17 protein-coding genes are annotated in these 20,084 nt (G+C 54.0%); 10 read left to right on the forward strand and 7 right to left on the reverse strand.

What is annotated here, in order from left to right; all coding sequences use genetic code 11:
- Entirely contained in the window at positions 1 to 1,389 is a 1,389-nt protein-coding gene (locus AABA21_RS28560) for a serine/threonine protein kinase (RefSeq protein WP_338255472.1), read from the reverse strand.
- A gap of 281 nt (positions 1,390 to 1,670) precedes the next feature.
- Complete coding sequence (locus tag AABA21_RS28565) at positions 1,671 to 3,590, reverse strand: HEAT repeat domain-containing protein (RefSeq protein WP_338255473.1); 1,920 nt, start codon at positions 3,588 to 3,590, stop codon at positions 1,671 to 1,673.
- A gap of 355 nt (positions 3,591 to 3,945) precedes the next feature.
- On the opposite strand from AABA21_RS28565, the gene AABA21_RS28570 reads away from it, so the two are divergent.
- The 9 genes from AABA21_RS28570 (at position 3,946) to AABA21_RS28610 (ending at position 13,214) form a co-directional block, all read left to right on the forward strand.
- On the forward strand, positions 3,946 to 5,307 hold the full coding sequence (locus AABA21_RS28570; RefSeq protein WP_338255474.1) for a sensor histidine kinase: 1,362 nt from the start codon (positions 3,946 to 3,948) through the stop codon (positions 5,305 to 5,307).
- Between the two features lie 699 nt (positions 5,308 to 6,006).
- Complete coding sequence (locus AABA21_RS28575) at positions 6,007 to 6,204, forward strand: KGG domain-containing protein (RefSeq protein WP_126551677.1); 198 nt, start codon at positions 6,007 to 6,009, stop codon at positions 6,202 to 6,204.
- Positions 6,205 to 6,735: 531 nt separating this feature from the next.
- Complete coding sequence (locus AABA21_RS28580) at positions 6,736 to 6,933, forward strand: hypothetical protein (protein WP_338255477.1); 198 nt, start codon at positions 6,736 to 6,738, stop codon at positions 6,931 to 6,933.
- A gap of 321 nt (positions 6,934 to 7,254) precedes the next feature.
- Complete coding sequence (gene murJ, locus AABA21_RS28585) at positions 7,255 to 8,727, forward strand: murein biosynthesis integral membrane protein MurJ (protein WP_338258486.1); 1,473 nt, start codon at positions 7,255 to 7,257, stop codon at positions 8,725 to 8,727.
- 373 nt (positions 8,728 to 9,100) lie between these two features.
- Positions 9,101 to 9,406 carry a flagellar biosynthesis anti-sigma factor FlgM gene (locus tag AABA21_RS28590; protein WP_338255478.1) on the forward strand — a complete coding sequence of 102 codons (306 nt, stop codon included), beginning with the start codon at positions 9,101 to 9,103 and terminating at the stop codon, positions 9,404 to 9,406.
- Between the two features lie 386 nt (positions 9,407 to 9,792).
- The gene (locus AABA21_RS28595; RefSeq protein ID WP_338255479.1) at positions 9,793 to 10,611 is read left to right on the forward strand and encodes an amino acid ABC transporter ATP-binding protein; all 819 of its coding nucleotides are present in this window, start codon (positions 9,793 to 9,795) and stop codon (positions 10,609 to 10,611) included.
- A 69-nt stretch (positions 10,612 to 10,680) separates the two neighbouring features.
- Complete coding sequence (locus AABA21_RS28600; protein WP_338255480.1) at positions 10,681 to 11,607, forward strand: ABC transporter substrate-binding protein; 927 nt, start codon at positions 10,681 to 10,683, stop codon at positions 11,605 to 11,607.
- 31 nt (positions 11,608 to 11,638) lie between these two features.
- Positions 11,639 to 12,310, forward strand: a complete 672-nt coding sequence (locus AABA21_RS28605) for an amino acid ABC transporter permease (protein ID WP_338255481.1) — start codon at positions 11,639 to 11,641, stop codon at positions 12,308 to 12,310.
- Between the two features lie 25 nt (positions 12,311 to 12,335).
- Complete coding sequence (locus AABA21_RS28610) at positions 12,336 to 13,214, forward strand: amino acid ABC transporter permease (protein ID WP_338255482.1); 879 nt, start codon at positions 12,336 to 12,338, stop codon at positions 13,212 to 13,214.
- Between the two features lie 64 nt (positions 13,215 to 13,278).
- Here the strand turns inward: AABA21_RS28610 and AABA21_RS28615 are convergent, their stop codons facing one another.
- From AABA21_RS28615 to AABA21_RS28635, 5 genes are all read right to left on the reverse strand, one after another.
- Positions 13,279 to 14,100, reverse strand: coding sequence for a phosphodiester glycosidase family protein (locus AABA21_RS28615; RefSeq protein WP_338255483.1), 822 nt, complete (start codon positions 14,098 to 14,100; stop codon positions 13,279 to 13,281).
- 29 nt (positions 14,101 to 14,129) lie between these two features.
- Entirely contained in the window at positions 14,130 to 14,780 is a 651-nt protein-coding gene (locus tag AABA21_RS28620) for a type 1 glutamine amidotransferase (RefSeq protein ID WP_338255486.1), read from the reverse strand.
- Positions 14,777 to 14,935: a hypothetical protein gene (locus AABA21_RS28625; RefSeq protein WP_338255487.1), complete on the reverse strand. Its 159-nt coding sequence runs from the start codon at positions 14,933 to 14,935 to the stop codon at positions 14,777 to 14,779. Before AABA21_RS28625 ends, AABA21_RS28620 begins: the two co-directional genes overlap by 4 nt.
- A gap of 10 nt (positions 14,936 to 14,945) precedes the next feature.
- Positions 14,946 to 16,388, reverse strand: a complete 1,443-nt coding sequence (locus tag AABA21_RS28630) for a MurT ligase domain-containing protein (protein WP_338255489.1) — start codon at positions 16,386 to 16,388, stop codon at positions 14,946 to 14,948.
- Between the two features lie 335 nt (positions 16,389 to 16,723).
- Positions 16,724 to 18,676, reverse strand: coding sequence for a serine hydrolase (locus AABA21_RS28635; RefSeq protein WP_338255491.1), 1,953 nt, complete (start codon positions 18,674 to 18,676; stop codon positions 16,724 to 16,726).
- Positions 18,677 to 19,223: 547 nt separating this feature from the next.
- Between AABA21_RS28635 and AABA21_RS28640 the strand changes: the two genes are divergently transcribed.
- Entirely contained in the window at positions 19,224 to 19,847 is a 624-nt protein-coding gene (locus AABA21_RS28640) for an RNA polymerase sigma factor (RefSeq protein ID WP_338255493.1), read from the forward strand.
- Positions 19,848 to 20,084: the final 237 nt, after the last annotated feature.

Genomic DNA, 20,084 nt, shown 5'->3' on the forward strand with positions numbered 1-20,084 from the left:
TTATCGACCATGGAGGATAAGCAGCATGGCCGCCAGGATAGCGACCGTGACCAGGAGCAGAAATACCAGTCCCAGCAAGAAGAAGGCCAGGATTGGTGAGAGGCGCACGAAGCGCAGCGGCATCGTTTTCTGCAGGCCGGTAAAGGTCGGGATGGCCGAGAGCAGGGCCGGATGGTCGGTAATGGCCTTGCCCTTAACGACCAGGGAGACCGGCAATTGCCGGTGCTGTGTTCGTTCGGGCTCCTCTAAGGTCGCTACCTGTGCGCCCCCTCCATAGAGCTCTTTGTCCGGCTGGTGTGCTCCTTTTTCCTGGGGTGGCATTGGCAGCGTCGTCGCGTCGCGTGGCTTCTGGGCGGCGAATGACCTGGTCTCCCGACCCCCTTCCCGCTGGATCGTAGCCGGGCGGCCGACATTCTGATAAGATTGGCGTGCGCGCAGCGCTGCCTGTAGGGCCGCGTCATAGGTCTGCGCGAACTCAAGGATGTTCGGATAGCGCTGCTCCGGCTTCTTCGCCAGGGCGCGCAAGAAGACCTCATCCAGTTCGCGGGGCAGGCTGGCATTGAATTTGCTGGGTGGTTCAGGTGGGGTATGATGATGGTGATGCAGTAACTGGGCCGCGGTCCCCTCAAAGACGGCACGCCCCGTCATCAACTGATACATCATGACCGCCAGCGCGTATTGGTCGGCCGAGGGACCCACGTGGACCGAGGTGGCCAGCGAAGGATCATCAAATTGTTCCGGAGCCATGTACAGTGGTGTGCCCACCGAACGATGCAAAGAACGCCCCGCCCGGTAGAAGGAGGCCAGGCCAAAATCCGCCAGTAAGAGATGTGGTCTGCCATGTGGAAAAATATTTGACAGGTAAGGGTATTGATCATTTTTGAACGGGCCGCGTTCAACGCGAATTAAAAAATTCGTTGGTTTGATATCACGATGAATAATACCATGATCATGCGCATATTGTAGCGCTGAAGCCGCCTGTAAAAGATAATAGCCCGCCTCCTCAGCGGAAATAGGCCAGCCAAAGCCAAACTGCTGTGTGCGCTGCTGCAGCCAGTTCCAGAGTGAGCCCTCCGAAATATAGGGCATTACCAGGTAGGTAATCGGACCCAGGCTCGTATCCAGATTCTCCTCGCCGAAGTGATAGAGCGGCAAAATATGTTCATGTTCCAATTCGGCGACAGCCCGTGCCTCGCGTTCAAAGCGCTCGGCCGCCTGCTTTCCTTCCGGGGTATTGGGAACGGCACGCAGGTCCCCGCATACCACCTTGATGGCAACCCTGCGCCCGATGCGTGTATGTTGTGCCAGATAGATATCACCCATACCACCATTCTCGACGAGTCGCTGCAGACGGTACCCTCCGAGATGTTTCCCCACCAACATGTTCATCTCAAAAAATCCTTTGTGATTTTAAAAGGTGAGAGTACCAAAACAAAGAAAGATAGCCACTCTCAACCAGTAAATCATACTCTTCCCTATTTTTAGTATACAGGAGGACCATAAATGTTTTGGGGTGGAATAAGACAATAGTGCTACATTGCTTGTATTGATGCCCATAGCAGGCATCAATACAAGCAATGTAAGAGGATTGTTTTTTATGAGGAGTCGATGCAAACAACCGGGTGGGTGCACCGATCCCTCATAAAATGGTTAATCTCCTGACTCACATTTTATGTGAGCTGGCGGAGGGTGTCCTGAAGTTCGTAGGTGAGGTCGGTGCGCTCGTCGGCGACCTGTTGCAGGATGGGGACCGCGCCCGTGTCCCTGTATTGGCGCACCAGAGATGCGGCGGTGCGTACCACGGAGGCGCGTGGATCACGTAGAGCCTGGCGCACGATCGTCCTGCTCTGTTCCCTTTCACCCTGTGGATCAAGCAGCTTTAAGGCTTCCAGGCCCTGGGTGCGCACATATGGATCAACGTCCCGCGTGGCGTTCCAGATGCCCTCAATGATGCCGGGATCTCCTATCTGCCCACACGCGTGGATGACCGCGGCGTAGACGATGCTGCCCGGGATGTTGGGATCACCCTGTGGCAGGGTATCGGCTCTTTTGGGAAGCTGTCGCCTGCGCTCAAGATCAACCGTGCGGGCCAGGAGCTGGAACATAGGGGCGGCTCCCCGGCGATCGCCGATGCGGCCCAGCGTATCGCAGAGCGCACCAATGGTTAAAGCATGCGCGCGATCCTTCAGCGACTTCGTCGTTTCCAGGCGTTCAATAATCGGGGTCGTGGCGCGTGGATCTTTGAGCTCTCCCAGGGCGCGCGCGACAGGGATGAGCTTGTCTTCCTCTGGATTGGCGATGGCCTGTAGTAAGACATCGCGGCCCGGACCATTCATCCAGCGTTCAACCTCATTCATCAGGGGTAGTACCTGGTAGATGGGCTTCAGGATGCGCGTATCCGTGATCGTGTTTTTATTGATTTCACTCCAGTAGCGGCCCATCAGGATACCCATCTGATGCAGCGCCACCGCGTGCTGCCAATCCGGCGCGTAGATCGCGCTCTGCAGCAAAGCCTGCGCGACTACAGGGAAGCGATCGTTATCATTAAAAACAGGTGGCGGCGTTTCTTCTGTAGATGGATTTAGCGGCAGATTATTGCTATCGGCCAGCACCTGCTGAACGATCAGCGCGGCATTGGCCCTCAGGCGCGGAGGTGCCTGCTTATTTTCCAGGTAACGTTCAAGGGGAATGGCGCGATAGAGCGGCACGGCGATATAGTTCTCGAGCCCCACCGCGTGTTCCAGTCCGTTATCGATCAAGATGTCATAGAAGCGCTCTTGCTGGAAATCCAGGCACCCCTCAACCACATCCACTTTGGCCCAGCCCCGGGCCTCCTTCAAGGCACCGATCAAAGCCTGCATCGAAGCCATCGTCGCGTGCTTGACCAGCGAACGGCACGCATAGAGAGAGACATCTGGATCAGTAGCCAGCGAACCCAGATATTGCGCCAGGTCCATCGTGACCAGGCTGCCATCCTCCTTGCGACTGGCGAAGCGTGCCTGTGATCCTGTGCCCGCGATACCCATCGTGCGATAGTTCCCCAGCATCAGGATAGCGTAGCGACGGGCGCGACCCTGTTCCGTCTCCCCTGGATTTGTATCGGGTGCCAGGTCCGTGGGATCCCCTTGCTCGATGATCGTGAGCCAGACCGGGATTAACGCGCCTCCACGATCAATCTCGTACAGAAAAGGGATCAATGTATTGCGCCATTGGGGGATAGGGCCAATATTGAGGAGCGGGACCAGTTGCCGTGCCGTCTCCTCCACCGACTGATCTTCCCAGCGTAAACTGGTCAGGATGCGCGTAACCTCTGCGCGCAGCGTGCGTAGACGTTGCTTGAGCTCGGGCGATTGCTTGTCTATCTCTGGATAGGATTTGCGGGCCGCCAGGTGTTCAATAGTGCCAGCGCGCTCGCGATTGCGGGCTGACAGGGGCGTGACCGGTTCAACCTCATTCTGTTCAGGTGCCACACCGTCTGTCTCGGCAGGCGTTTTGTCGCTGCTCTGCTCGATATACAGAAAACCCTCTGTCTCCGTCTCATTGTCGCCCGGGGAAATGGACTGCTCCAGCTTGCTGTCTCTCTCAGACATACACTATGGCCCTCTCTTAACCTTGGTTGGCATACGCTACACATTAGTATGATAACAGAGCTACCTATTGCAGTATTCAGTATTCTAAGATGGGAAATAGTATAAAGAAGGGCTGATGCTCATGCGTGAGCTTGCCTCTTTACAGTGTACGTGGGTTGAGCAAAAAGATCATCTCGATCGCATCTGGGTATCGTGGTTTAATTGTACCGTTCAACCTCAGGCCGGTCAAGTGTATATCAAGCTATTTCATACGCATCCTGGCCGTTCGGTACGCTATAATGCCGTTCGCTTCTTGGTTCCTTCTATATACTAAAGGAGAATTCTATCAGAGGGTGTAGCGGAGAAGGAGATGGACGTGCTTGATCCCCGGATATTCCACACAATGACCGCCTCTATTCGTCAGCTTGTGGGTTGTGAAGACGTGGGCCTGTTCTTATACTGTCCTGACGCTACCCTCTGTCATCCCTTCTTAACGCAGGCCGGTGGCCATCTTGCCTGCTCCATCCACTGTTATGGGTCCATTCACGCCCTGCGGCCGCTGCTAGAAGAGCGGGTGAGGGCCATATGCGATATAGCCATCCAGACCGGTTCGATCTGGAAGCTTGTCATGCCCCTGGAATGGCGAGAGGAACTATGTACTATGCTGATCGCACCTCTCTGGCGTCCGGACGGCAATGTTGGTCTTGTGGTGTGCGCTGACAGCCAGGAAGACGCGTTTGGACCTGGTGAAGGGCAACTCTTATCCCACTTTCTTCCCGGCGTGGCCAGGAGAATTGAGCACGTTTTGCGGCAGCTGTGCTGTGGACAACCCCAGGCAACGGACGTCTCACCCGCCGCCTCTGCCTCTACGCTCGAACTGGAGCAAAGGGAGGGGAAGATCTCTGAGCAGGACGCGCTCATCTCCATGATCGGCCATGATTTCCGCACCCCTTTAAGTGTGATCAAGGGATATGTTGGCTTGCTGCAAACCTATGGCTTCGCGGCGGAAGACGAGGAGGTCGTGGATGCCATGCCGCTTGAGTCACAGCGCCGCTACCTGCTGTCGGTCATGGAACAGGTACAGCACCTGGAGGTCCTGGTCGATGATCTATTGGACCTGGCACGTATCCAGTCGGGACGCGTAACTGTACGCCCGGCACCGCTGGACCTGGTGGCGCTATGCCAGCGTGTGGCCCGGCAGATCCAGGATCGCATCGTGCTGCAGCAGACATCATCCTACACAATCCAATGCGTGGCCGATGCCGAACTGCCAGCCGCCTGGGCCGATGAGCATCGCGTACGCCAGGTGCTGGAGAATCTTCTGGAGAACGCCATCAAGTACTCACCAGAGGGCGGCCTGATCGAGATCCTCGTCTATACCACCCGCACGCTTCCCCTGACCAACTATGTGCTCCTGGATAACCGCTCCCTGGTAACGAAGGAGCAACTGCCGCAGCTCTGTATTACCGTCAGGGATTATGGGATTGGGATTCCCGCGTGGCAGCAGTCGATGGTTTTTGAGCCCTTTTTGCGTCTACCACAGGTGATGGCGCTCCGGGCCAACGGTGTGGGTCTGGGTCTGTATATTGTGCGCAGACTGGTCGAGGCGATGGATGGAACGATTGCCCTGCAAAGTGGTAACGGCCAGGGAACCTCTATCACCTTAACCCTGCCGATAGCCCCTGCCTCGGCCTCGATAATGCATGCACTATCAAATACAGATACAGTTCTGCTGTAGGAAGAGCTGTAATCCATTGTTTTGCATTTATGCACACATGAGCTTGAGAAATAGCTTTCTTCTTCTTGAACGATTCATGTAACTATCTTCCTATGGTAGTACTAGTACTTGCTACGGTGAATCCACCACAACCATTAGAAACTGTCGTGCTTTTTCGCCTGAAACTCTGAAGCGATCTGCAGTGCTTGAGCTCAATTATAGCTTCAGGCTCGGCCATTTGCTTAAAAATAGATGAGTAAGCCTTAAAAAATGCTGAAAGTTTTATGTATGGGTTGTATCAGCATCAGAACACCTGTTATCCTGTATATATTGTCGGGTTGTTCCGCTGCACCCGCAAAAGGTGTTGTCAAAGCTTATGCATATTCTCATTCTGACGTATTTGATGGACTTACACAGCCTCTGGCTTTGGGCGATTGTAAAAAAAGGGCTTTTTGAAACTCAGTGTATAAAGAATAACACTTTATCCATTGGCGCTATGAGTTTTAAATTGAAAGAAAAAATTGGTCGTCTCATGTGTATCTAAACTATCAGATGAGTCGTGTTGTTAGTAGTAGGTTTAGAGAGAGTCCTACATCGACCTCAAGATGAGTACCAGGGAGACAAAATGTGTAGGGAAGAGAGTTAGGGGGCCCCCCTGTACTCTTACGTCCTGAATGAGTTAAGGGTGTTAAAATTCACACTCTTAGGAGGAGAAAGATAATGCAAACACAAAAAGGGCGTGGCCGTGGTTTCGCTTCGATGAGTCCCGAAAAGAAACGTGAAATAGCAAGCAAAGGCGGCAAGGCTGCTCATGCTTTAGGTACAGCCCATAAATGGACGAGCGAAGAGGCCCAGGCAGCCGGGCGCAAAGGTGGCTCCATCAGCCGCAGACGTTCAAAGTATAATGTTCAGGCGTAGAAGTTATCTCACATAAGGGGGAGGCTGGTTGATAGTCCAGCCTCCTCCTTTATGTTGTAATTGATAGATGTGATAAAAAAATGCGCGCTCTGGCGCGCATTTTTTTATCACATCTACAAACAAGTACTCCTCTCCCCCTCTTTTCCTCTTTTCCTCATCTTTAAGGTATATTCACTAGTAGAGGAAAAGAGAATGATGCTCCCTCCTCAAAAAAGGGTTTTGCACCTGCGGTGCTTCACCGTCATAAGTGAGTCATCCCGGATTTTTCAAAAATCCGAAAAACGGGTTTCATACTCCCAGTGCGGGAGGTGCAGGAGGGCGGCTAGCCCTCCTGCCGGGGTGTGGGGTGTCCCCACAAAAACTTCTTTTTTTCTTTTTTCGCGCCGCCGCAGGCGGCGCGAGGAGGAAGGGGAGTGTGGGGACACCCCACACCCCGGCAGGGAGGACCCTGCACCCCTGGTTTTGGGAACTTTTTCAAAAGTTTAGGATGACTCACCTAAAAAATCAGGTTGATGAGATGGAGAAATTTTCATGAAAAATGTAGATCTAAAAATTGAGGGCAACAAACTGATTATCGCCGTGAACCTGGAACAGCAATATGGCCCCTCTTCCAGCGGAAAATCTATTACCATCGCCAGCACAGAGGGCAATATCGCCGTTCCAGGTCGCGAAGATATCAAAATAGGATTAAACATTTATAAGCCCCGCCCTAAAAGTGCATCGTTATAGCGTTTAGTACCCACGAAGGCATGACTATGCTAGAATGAGCCAATATTATTCGCCTTAAACGTACTTTTGCTTTACATTGACTGCGGTCTAAACTTAGCAGTACTTTTTGAGTATTAGCTAGCCATTAATGCTAATGGACTGGTATAATTCGACCTCAATGGGACTGAACTATGTCTTGTCAGGTCGAGAGGAGGGATTCTTATCTCGTACGAACCACGTAGCACGGGTGACGCTTCACCATCGGTAGTTGCCGATGTCGAACCGCAGAGCGATGCATCCCAACAAATGTCTAAAAAGAGTAAAGCGCCTCGCAAGCGTCGTATGGTCTGGGGAGGACGTTTCCTCCGTTTTAAGCTTAGCAATTTTCGCTTGGGTGGAGGTTTATCTCTGCGTCGTTTCAGCGTGCTTGAGGGTGCGTTTCTGCTAATGCTTGCCCTCATGACCTCTCGTGTGTTAGGCGTAGTACGTCAGGTCATCTTTAATGCCCTCTTCGGCGCTGGCCCTGATGCGAATGCGTATTACGCGGCGGCACGCTTACCCGATACCCTTTACAATCTGATTGCCGGTGGCGCCCTCATCAATGCTTTTATACCGGTGTTTCTGGCATATGAAAAAGAAAAGGGTGATCGGGAGGCCTGGCGTTTGACCAGCCTGGTCTTTAACATGCTGCTGGTGGCGATGACCGCGGTGCTGCTGATCGGCGAATATATCGCGCCCTCCTTTGTCAATCACATACTGATTCCAGGGTATTCACCGGCGGAAAAAGATTTAACCACGACCTTAACGCGCATCATGCTGTTGCAGCCCTTGATCCTGGGGATGGGCACGGTTATTACGGCTATTCTGAATAGTCGGCGCCAGTTTTTGCTCCCGGCTGTCTCGCTGGCCGTCTATAACGTAGGTCTGATTGGCGGACTGCTGGTCTCCAAATTTGTACCGGGTGTAGGCATTTACGGCCCTACCTATGGGACGCTGGTGGCTGTCTTGCTGCAACTGGTGGTACAACTGCCGGGTTTAGCCAAACAGCATGTGCGCTATTCATTCATCTGGGACTTCCGCCATCCCGGCTTACGGCAGGTCCTGATCCTGTTGTTGCCCAATGCGCTGGCTGTTGGCGTTGCGTATATCGGCAACATCATTGATACCCACTTCGCATCCTATCTGCCCGATGTCGCCAGCCTGGCTGCGCTGCACAACGCGGAAATGTTGCAGGCACTGCCTGTCGCTCTGATCGGGCAGGCCATCGGACAGTCCTTGATGCCGCACCTGGCGATTGAATCTACCGCCGGTCGTTATATGCGCATGAGCCAGATGGCCTGGAAGGTAATCGGGGCCTCGATCGTTCTGACGGTGCCCGCCGCGATTGTGCTGGCTGTTCTCGGCAAGCCTATGATCCACCTGCTCTTCCAGCACGGCGCCTTTGATCCCCATGCCTCAGAGCTCACCAACCTGGCGCTACTGGGGTATGCCTGCGCGCTACCCGGACTGGCTGCGGGCAATCTTCTCTCGGGCGGTTTTTTTGCCCTCAAGGATGCCTGGACCCCATTTGTGACCAATACATACGCGCTCTTGATGCGCTGGTTCATGCTCTATTTCTTGTTCCAGTTTCTACATGGTTCCATGGCTATTCTAGCTGTGCCGCTGGCGCTGGCTATCGCGGCCGGATCTGAAGCCGCCATCATGGCCGTGCTACTACTCTTGCGTCTGCGCCGCAAACGCAAGCACGATAAGGGCATGCAACGCCTCGAGCAACGGCGCCGTTACTTGAAAGCGCGTCAGCAAACTTCTGCTTAGAGAGCGTTCGCGCCGGTTTTCTATATGTTTTCTATATTGGCGCAACAGGGGCGCATTCGCGCCCCTGTTGCGCCAATATAGAAACAAATTCTTCTACTCTATCTATTTGGGACTTTTTGTCCTCTTATTCAGTGACAAATATCTCTACTGATGCTCCAAAAACTGGGTTATGCTCTGTATGTGAGTCGAGAGAGGACAGAGTCGGTTGGAAGATGGGGCGGAGGAATGGTTTGGAAAGTAGTAATTGGGTGTTGAGGATGTGGGTACCTCTGTTCCTCCTCTCGCCTTGCACCGCTCCCTTGATTGGCAGGGAGGAGTATCGATGGGCGAGGCTTGAGAGGTAATGAGAAGAAGCAGGTGGAGGTCGCCAGCTATGAATATACAGAGAAAGCATTCGCGCACGCCAGAGCATGGAGCTCTAGCGGCTACGTGTTATACAACAACTACATACCCACGCACAGACAATGAAGTGCCGGGGCAGAAGGCGGACAGCGCCTATCTGAAGGCACTGTTACTGGCCCGGACAGATGGTGAGGCACGCACCACCCACGTAGACCAATTAAAGGCTCAGGTCGATGCGGGGACATACTCCTGCGATAGCAACCAGCTGGCTCGGCTCCTGCGGGTGTCTCCCTCCGCCAGCGCGTTGCTGGGTCTGGGAAAGATGAACCGGCATTGAGCGGCCCGCGTTCATTGTAGCACAGCTAAGGCAGGGTAGAACCCGGCTCTGCTTTAGCTGTGCTACAATGGTAGATCCGCATATTTTGTCACCTCCTACACGATCAGCAGGTGGCTCCCTACCCTGGCAGTCCTATTGCCCTATATAACTACACAGTTTTAACAGAGATCGTGTATAATTCTTGATTGAATGCCTGATTGGTTGTTATCAAAGGCCTGCAATATTCGTAATCACAAATGGTAAATTTTTTTGTGTGCAAACTGCCGCTTGGGCAACCACACCGTCTACATAGAAGCGCCTGCGGGCAGGGGGCGCTTTATAGTATCTGGCAAGTGAGGATACGCGCTGAATTGTATCAAGGACTAACGCCGAAGGAGGGCAGACGCATGAACCCCGAATCCCAGCGATCCCAGGCTGTTGAAAATGCGTCACTACAGGATCTTACCCCGGTTGAGGGGGATATCGTTATCCGCACGGATAAGCTCAACAAGTATTTCGGCGACAAACATGTGCTCAAGGATATCGATTTCGAGGTCAAAAGGCGAGAAGTCGTAGCTTTAATTGGTCCTAGCGGATCTGGCAAGAGCACCCTCATTCGGTGTCTGAATGCCCTGGAAAAGGCGACCAGCGGCGAAATTTATATTCAGGGGGAGCGCTTAAACCCCAACCTTCCCGTGAAGCAGCTGAGCCCGATTCGTCGCGAACTGGGCATGGTCTTCCAGAATTTTAATCTTTTTCCTCATATGACGGTATTGCAAAACATAATTGAGGCCCCCCTGCTGGTACGTAAGCTCTCCAAAGATCAGGCCGTCGCCCTAGGTGAAAGCTTACTGGCCAAAGTGGGACTGTTAGAGAAGCGGGATGTCTATCCCGGCCGCCTCTCTGGTGGTCAAAAGCAACGTGTCGCGATCGCGCGCGCCCTGGCGATGCAGCCTCGCGCCCTCCTCTTCGATGAGCCGACCTCCGCGCTGGACCCGGAACTGGTTGGTGAGGTGTTAAAAGTCATGAAAGACCTCGCCTATGAAGGGAGCACCATGGTTGTGGTGACCCATGAAATGCAATTTGCTCGCGACGTCTCCGACCGTGTCGTCTTTATGTCAGACGGATCGATCGTTGAACAGGGCGATCCCGACGAATTGTTCCGGCGACCCAGAGAGAAACGCACCCAGCTTTTTCTTGAGCGTGTCCTTTCGGTATTGCCATAAACGGCCGCGCTCTTTTCTTTTTTTCATTTTTTTTACCTGGACTAATGGTGTCTTTAGAAAGGCATAATAATGGCTCATGATGTAAATCGACGTGTCTTTTTGCAGCGAGCTGCTCAGCTTGGCGGCCTGGCCGCGGCCGGGGGCGCGCTCGAATCTCTGCTGGCGGCCTGCGGCGGCAATGTTCCGACCACACCTGCTGGCAATGGCAATAAAACCTCAAAGATAGGGAACAAGGGCTTAAAAATCGCCAATACGTTGCAGTGGGGCGCGACCTCCGACAATGGCGCTCCCTACGTCTACCGCGATCCCAAGACCAGCAAATTGATCGGATTTGAGTTGGAGATCGCGACCGCCATCGCCAATCTCATGGGTGTGACGCAGAAGCAGGTCGAGACCGACTACGCGCAGCTGGATCAATCCCTGCAGGCCAACGCTTTCGACGTCATCCTCAATGGCTGGGAGATCACAGAGGATCGCAAGAAGACGGAGATCTTTTCGCAGCCCTACTATCGCAATGGGCAGCAGATCGTTGTGCGCTCCAACGATAGCCGCTTTGCCAGCAAGACGACCAACGATAATCTTTCCCTGACCGACCTGGAGGGTCTGACGGTGGGGACCGGTGCCGGCTTCAAAGCCGAGGAACTGCTGGCCGCCGACAAGAAGATCAAGCTCAAATCCTATGATCCGGATCTGCCCTTTAACGACCTGGCCCTGGGGCGTATCGACGCTGTCTTGATCGACTTCTCGACCGTCACCTACTATGTACTGGGATTTGGTTCGGGCGGCGCGGTCAACAAGTCTCTCAAGCTGATCGGCAAGGCCTTTGATGCCAGCGACTATGTCATCGCCTTCAACAAGAATAATCCCAATGCCGCGACGCTGCAGAAAGAGATCGATCAGGCCCTGGCCGAACTGAAGAACAACGGCACACTGAAGGGAATCTATCAGCGCTGGGGACTCTGGACCGACCAGCAGCCCGCCATTGGTGTCAAATAAGTTTCTGCCTGTTTGTGGTATGGAGTAAGAAATGGATGTAATCTGGCCTGCTCTGCCCAGTTTTTTAGTCGGAGCGCGCAATACTCTTCTCTATTGCATCGTATCCTTTCCCCTGGCCCTGGTGTTGGGATTGCTCCTGGCATTGATGGACGGTTCTCAGTATATCTGGCTGCGTAATCCGGCGCGTATCTTTATTGAAGTGGTGCGTGGAACGCCGATCGTGGCCCAGATATTCATCGTCTACTATGGACTAGGCGGTCTGCTGGCCGGCATACATCCATCGTGGGCGCTCTGGGTCAATAGCTGGACGGCGGGCATCGGGACGCTGGCCCTGAACTACGCGGCGTACGAGGCCGAGATCTATCGCGCCGGCTTCCTCTCGGTTGATAAGGGGCAGGCCGAGGCCGCGCTGAGCCTGGGCCTGTCGCCCAGTCAGAATTTCTTTCACATTCAGCTGCCACAGGCGATTCCGTTGATGATCCCGCCCTTTGTCAATGACTTTATCTATCTGCTCAAAGATTCTGCCATCATTAGCATTATTGCTGGTACCGAGCTAACGTCCGTCTTGAATTTCTTTGTGCGCAGAAATGCCAGCAATCCGATGCCCTTCTTCCTGTTGGCGATCGTTCTATATCTATTGATGAGCCTGCCGGTCTCTTATGTGGCCAGATTTCTGGAGCGCCGTCTGCGTGCCGCGCTGTGATGAAATGAATGGAGGAATGGAAACAATGGTCTCGGAATCTTTGCGGCCCTCCAATCGGCCGCCAGATATGAAGCGCGACCTCTGGCCGCGCCATCGCATGGTAGGGGCAGACTACCTTTACTATATACTGCTCGCGGTCGCCGTAGGCGCCTTTCTTTATTATCTCTATACCTATAGGGAGCAGGCGCTGGTCTATCTGCCCACGCTGCTGGGAGGGACACTGGTCACGCTGGTGGTGTCGGTGTTGAGCGCCATCCTGGCTATTATCTTTGGCCTGGTGGGCGCGATCAGTAGCCTTTCACGTTTCCGCGTACTGCGCTGGATCACGCTGATATACGTTGAGGTTACGCGTGGCACACCGCTGCTGGTGCAACTCTTCTTATGGTATTTTGGGGTGCGGCTCGTTCTGTCCAATCTCGGCTTCGATCCATACACCCTGGCCTTCAATGGTATGACGGTGCTCCAGAGCAATAGCCTGGTGCCGACCGACTTCAATAGCTATTTTTATGGTGTGCTGGGTCTGAGCTTTAACTATGGGGCCTATTTGACTGAGGTGTTTCGCACTGGTATCCTCTCCGTTGAAAAAGGCCAGACCGAGGCCGCACTGAGCCTGGGATTCAACTCGGGGCAGACGATGCGGCATGTTATCCTGCCGCAGGCCATCCGGGTGATCATTCCGCCGCTGACCAACAATTTCATCACCCTGATCCAGGATAGCGCCTTCCTGCTGGTGATGGCCATTGTCGAGCTAGAATACGTGACCACGGGGCTGGCCTTGCCGCAGATTGATCCCAACAGCAAGATGTTCGTGTTTATTCTCGGCGCCCTCTTCTACCTGGCAATGTGCTATCCCCTCTCCCTCATCGCCCGCACCATGGAACGACGTCTGGCGGCGGCGCGTTAAACACCAATACATACAAAAAGCCCGGAACAATCAATCGTTGTTCCGGGCTTTTTGTAGCAGGATATTATTTGACGATAATCACGATCGGCAGGGGCGTCACCGAATCGAGGCTGACCTGTTGATCGCCCGAGTTCAGGTAAAGCCCGGTTGAACTGCCGCCGTCCAGATTGAGCGCCGTCTTTAGCGATAGATCTGATTGGACGAGCAGGTCCGCCAGTTCGTCGATCGTGAAGGCCTGCGCCGGACTGACGATAAACAGGAGCCGACCCTGATTATCCATCGCCACCACGGTACGAGGGCTGGAAGCGGCCGTTTCCTCAAACTGGGTACGCTTTCCATTCTCGATCAACATCGGCCGGCTCTGCGTTGCCTGCAGCAGTTGCTGATTGGCCGGATCATAGGGCTGGGCGTTCAACGACTGGATGTCTACATTGTTCTGCGCATCCACCGCGAGCATACCACAACAGCCCTGATACGAACTGCCGCTGGCCTGCCCATTTGAGATCACCAGGGCCGTCGCCTGATTACGCTGATCAAAATACCCGCCATTCATTACCGCGATCGCCTTCGTTTGCTGCATCCAATCCTTCAACTGCAAAGGCTTATCTGGTTGATAACCGATACTGACATGAACCTTATGGGTATCAAAGCGCGTGATCGTCACGGTATCCTCGTTTCCGCTCGCGCCTTTCCAGTGTTCCCGGCGCAACTCAACCCCTGGCTGAGTTTGCGTCCAGGTATTCAACGTATCGCTCCCACCGGCTTTCGATGGAGCGGTAACCGGGGTCCCATTCACGGTGATGCTGGGTACCACATCGCAGGCCAGCAATGAACAGACCAGTAGAGCAATCAGCAAAGTAAGCTTGAGGGCATGTTTTGCTGGCATGACGATTTATTTCCTTGCTATGCTAGATGCTAGCGTTTCCAGGGTGTCGCCTCAATCGCGGACATCGTTCCCTTGAACTCCATCGCCAGCTTTTGCGCGGCATCATGGGCGGCGTTCTCGGTACTATCGTCTAACGGCAACAACTTTACTTTTCCATAGCGGTGTTCAAGCGCACGCTGGATCAACAAATCGGTAAACCACGGATTCTTCGGCAGGACCGGGCCGTGGGTATAGGTGCCGAAAGCGTTTTTATACATCGCGCCCTCAACGCCGTCCTTCCCATTGTTGCCCCAGCCGGCCAGGACCTTGCCCAGCGGCTGTGATTTGGGTCCCAGATAGGTGCGTCCGCTATGGTTCTCATAACCGACCAGAACCTTGGTTCCGGTCTCCTCAAATGTGCATTCGAGGGCCATGTGGGTCATAAAACGCGTCGACCCACCTTCAGTATACATGTCGAATAGACCGACACCCTTTAATTCAGGACCATCGAATGGTTTATAGTAGTGGCCAAGCAACTGGTAGCCGGCGCACACGCTCAAGAAGACCGAACCCGACTCGGCCGCCTCAAGCAGGGAAGGGGCCTTGTGCTGAATATCCCTCGAGGCGATCTCCATCTCACGGTCAGCCGCGCCGTGGATCAAGATCAGGTCGTATTTTGTAAAGTCTGGCGTCTGCTTCACAAAAATCTGCTCAACCTCGGTTGAGATGCCGCGCCATTGCAGCGGCGCTCAATGGAAAAGAGATTACCCCGGTCGGCGGCGACGCTCATCAAGGTCGGATAGAGATGCCCGATCCTGATTACCATCCCTGCAGTATCTGTTCGTTTCTCGCTCATGTCTTTGTCCTTATTCTTCCCAGAAGTGCTTGACCCAGCCGCGCTTCTGCATAACTCGACGTAACTCCTGGGTGGGAGTGTAACCGCTCATGATGTAGAGCGTGCCGCCCGGCTCAACCTGTTTCATGGCCGCCTCCAGCGCCGCCTCGCGATCCTCGATCAGCGTGATCTTATTGGTGGGCACCTCGGCGTATTTCAGGCGCATGGCCAGTTCTTCTGATTTATTGCCGCTACAGACCGCGTCCAGAATATCGGGCGCGATATCCTCCAGGTCCACATCCCACAGCCAGCCAAAGTCCTGTCCATCGACGACCGTGTGGCTCATGGCCATCAACAGGTGCTTCTTGCCCGGATGCTGGGCGATCAGGCGCAACATCAGGTTGAAGGAGGTGGGATTTTTGACGAAGGAGAGGTAGATCGTCTTATCACCGGCCTGGATCTTCTCCATACGACCAAAGGCGGTGCGAATATTCGTCATCGCCGTCTGTACGGTATCCAGCGAGAAGCCAGCGGCCATCGCGGCTCCGATGGCGGCGGCGGCGTTGTAGATGTTATGGACGCCGGGCAGCGGGATCTCCAGCTTCATTTCCCCTTTGGGTGTGCGCAGCTTGATATGGCTGGGTCCCTCGCCATTCTCCGCCAGCGCGGCTGAGGTGACGGCTATATCGAGGGGTGGCAATGTATAGCCGCACTCAGGACAGCGATACAGACCCAGATGAGACAGGTAGGCCACCTCGTAGTTGAAATCGCTATCGCAGTGGATGCAGCGGATAATATCGGCCGACTGCTCAGGGACCGGCGTGCCGATATCCTTGGTCTCCAGACCAAAGAAGACGCGCTTCGCTTTGGCGTTGATGCCAAAGTTCGCCACCTGTGGATCGTTGCCGTTGAGCAGGATGGTCGCCGTCTCCGGCAGGTCCTCCAGCATCTTGTTGAGCGCGCGCGCCACCGAATACAACTCACCATAGCGGTCGAGCTGATCGCGGAAAATGTTGGTAACCACAACCACGTCGGGCTGAATCTCGGGCACCGCCAGCGGTATGGTTCCTTCATCAATCTCGAAGAGCAGAACATCACTCTCCAGCCGTCCAAAGAGATCAGAGAAATTGACCGCTACAGATGTCACACCTTGCAGCAGATTTGAGCCTGTGCGGTTCTGCGAGACGCGATGGCCTGCCGCGTCGGCGATGGCCGCCGTCATGCGCGCGGTCGTCGTTTTTCCGTTGCTGCCGGTAATCACAATTTTCTTGGCTTTACTGTCACCGACCACTGATTTCAGCACGTTTGGATCGATGCGGCGCGCGATCATGCCTGGTAGACTGGTGCCGCCGCCAATATGAAATAAACGTCCGGAAGCTCCGGCCAACTTGCCTGCGGATATCGCGAAGGCCAGGCGCGCTCTGCGTAATCCAGACGGTGTCGTGCTGTCATTGTTTGAATTCTCTGTTTGCATAGAAACCCATACCCTGACTAAAAATGCTTCAAGGCGTACCGATGGGAGAAGTCCCGCTGGATCACGCCGCGTCAAAAGGAAAATGAGCGCAATGCCTCTGGCTGTATAAACATTTATGGCTAGAGGCATGTGTGTAGAAGTACAAATTGGGCTAAATTACTGTCTACAGGTTCGCCGTTTGAAGTATAACAAACATGAGTATAGCGAGCAAGTGAATTAGGCACATGGTCACGGCATACCCTCAAGACCATGTTGCCGTGTCACTATTTCACCAAAATAACGCGCCACATGCTACTATGGTTTCTTTCTCAATTTTGTTGCTGCCATCATCGGCGCTAAACCGTTTTACACTGGTTTGATTGTAGATCGCACTGGATCGTTCCATGCTCAAAACGTTGACTGACTACAGTTTTGGCGGCTGTATTAACCGGACCGATTGGATACCCGAATTTACCCAGCCCCTTATTTTTGTCGAAGTAATGCATGATCGGGCCCGAGATGGCGTATTCGGTAAAGACGTAGAAGCGGCCATCGCTGCCCATTGGGATCGTGCGCTGGCGCATATCGCTATGGAAGTAGGTCCATTCGTTTGCGAAGGGGATGGGATGCACGTTGGCATTGATCTCGCGCGGCGAAAGCCAGGTAAACGTACTGAAGCCATAGTTCATCAGATCACGCATGTCGGTCCACCAATCGGCTGTATGCATCACGACGCCGATCAGGTGGTGGTTGTTGCGGGTACATGAGATCACCTGCAGAAAGTTGGAGCCTGCGTCCCATCCGGTCTTGCCGCCATCGACGCCCGGATACCAGTACATGAACTGGTCGCCATTCTCTAAAAAGTGCTCGGCATGCTGTTTGTTGCCTACAATATGATACTCTTTGGTCGAGCTGATCTGCCGGATCAGCGCGTTGTTGAAGACATGCTGGCCCAGCACGGCCAGGTCATGGGCGCTCGAATAGTGATTGTCCTCCTGTAGACCGTGCGGATTGCGGTAGTGCGTGTCATGCAGACCAAATTGCTGGGCCCGCTGATTCATTTCATCCACGAATTTAGGGACGCTCCCGGCGTCGGCATCGGCGATGACCAGCGCGGCATCGTTGCCCGATACCAATAGGAGACCATACAGCAGATCGCGTATGCTATAGGTCTCGCCCGGCTTTATCCCCATCAGCGAGCTATCGGCGGACAACGTCTGCAGATCCTTATTGATCGCGGGGGTAATCGTTACCTGTTGATCCAGGTTGTTATGCTCAATCGCCAGCTGGGCCGTCATCAATTTGGTGGTGCTCATCATCGGAATATGCATAAATGGATTGCTGGCGTACAGCGTGGCACCCGTATCGGCATCCAACAGGTAGGCCGACGTCGCCAGGGTGGGCGGAGCGGGATGGTTATTATTGGGTGGCACGATCACCAGTTCGTGTGGATTGGCCGGGTTAGCAGGCTTTATGACCGCCGTCCCCGTCGCGGACGGATTGCCGCTTGAACCGGGATACTGTGCCGTTGTGCTACGGGATGATTGCTGCAGCGTATTGGTCAGCAGAGATATAACCACCAGCAGGAGCAGCGTGCCGCTGAGTATCATGACCAGCGGCCGGTTATGCCTGATGGTGTGGAACACATCAAAGATGAGGCGCTGCATCCGCCGCTCGCGGCGTCCGATGCGCGTATAGGATTGTTTTACCGTCGGTATGTTATAGGCGACTGGCGGCTGCTTGATCCTGGTGGGCGCCTTGGCCAATCTGTTCCTGGTCGTCGTCGGCTCGGGAGCGTCGGGAGGTTCTTCTATATAGACACGCGGTTTGGGATGGCGCGTACGCGTTGGCTCCTGAGGAGGCTTACCAACATATGTTCTGGGGCGCCGCGTTTGTGTCGCTTCGCGGGGAGCGTCGCCTCTATCCTCTGGCGCGTCATGTACATAGGTACGTGGACGCCTGACCCTGGTTTGATCTTTACGTGCCTGCTCCTCGCGCAGATCCATGCGCCGCCTCTGAAACTGTTCTGTATTCACACGTCCGCCGGGCTGTGGCTTCGCCAGCCGTGCCCGCTGTGCCGACCGTGATGGTGAACGTGTCGGCGCCAGATCAGACTCGAGATCTAACATGCGCGACGCCCGGCGTATCCTGGGAATCTCAGGATGTTCATCGGGCTCATAACCTTCATTTTCGGCTTCATAGCCTTCATCCAGTATCGGTTGGCGGCGACCGCGACCAGAACGCTGCATGTCGCGCACCGTTGCCTCTTCATCCAGATGGTCATTGTTTTGTGACGGTGTTCTGCCCATCCGCCAATCCTCTCCATGCCATAAGCGAGTAAAAATAATATATGAATGTATTGCTTTATGGACTTTATTACTTCTTAATTGCTTCCATCTATCTTACTCAGCTAATTTAATTATTGTCAACTTTATGAGGAGAGCTTCCCAATCACTGTAATGAACCCCGTCTCACCCGGCTTTTTGTGGGCCGCCCAGTTAAAAGTAGCGCACCCCGCAAGGGGCGGCGAGCCCCTTGCGGGGTGCGGGCGAGCATGCCGGGGGCATGATCAGGCCCCGCTTACTCCTCCCTCCTCCCTTACCGCCGCCGAAGGCGGCAAGAAAAGACTTTTAAATGGTTCTGAGGCATCATAACCCTCCCATCTTGACGGTTTCCGGGCATAAATTGATGGACTATTGATGCAAACTTTACATATTTTTGAAGCTTCCCTCAAACTTATTTGTTATAGTTCTTTCTAAGGGGGAGAAGCTTTGTCTGCATTACAATACCTATTATATTGCATCCAACGTAATTGTATCTTCAATCCTTTCAATAGAAAAAGTAGGATGTGTAGTAATGTTTGTGCAATTTGATACTTCTAGCTGTATTTCAGATTGTTCTGATCATGCCTTGATCGTCGCCACCCTCCGGGGAGATGAGGGTGCGTTCACGACACTGGTCCAGCGCTATCAGTTGCCTCTATACAACTTTATTCGGCGTAGCCTCAAGGAGACCGAATGGACCAATGACGTCTTGCAATTTGTATTCTTGCAGCTCTATGTTTCGCTGCCGCATCTGCGCGACAACCTCCATTCTGAGCATACGAGGGAGCCGTTAAAGGCCTGGTTGTTTCAGGTGGCCTGGAATCGTTGTATCGATGAACGCCGCAAACAGCGTTCGCTCCTCTTCTGTGAGATAGAAGATAGTGGGGGGCACGACGATTTTTCCTGGCTGGACACCATCCCCGATGAAGATCCCCTGCCCGAGGTGGTTGTAGAGCAGCAAGAGATGCGCCGCCTGCTGCGTAAGGCCATTCGCCACCTCCCGCCCCATTTTCGCTCCATCGTCATGTTGCGCTACACCCAGGAACTCAGCTTTGGTGAGATCGCGCGCCGTCTTAACATGCCCGAAAATACCGCCAAGACCTATTTCCAGCGCGCTCGCCCGCTTCTGCGTTCCGCCCTGCAACAAATCCTCTAACCCCGCCACTCGGTCCGCCCACTTGACGTGCTGCTGGAGAGCATGCTACCCTGCCAAAGTTAAACAGGCATTCCTTATACTAAAAAATAAGGTTCCATGCCCGATGAAAAAGCTTGAGCGCTCCATGCGGGCGTCCGCATGATATTTCATAAATAAAGCTGGCATAAAGCGGGGAGGTGCAGGAGGGGCGGCCAGCCCCTCCTGCTGGGGTTGGGGGTGTCCCCCACTATCCCCCTT

This window comes from Dictyobacter halimunensis, from assembly GCF_036245075.1.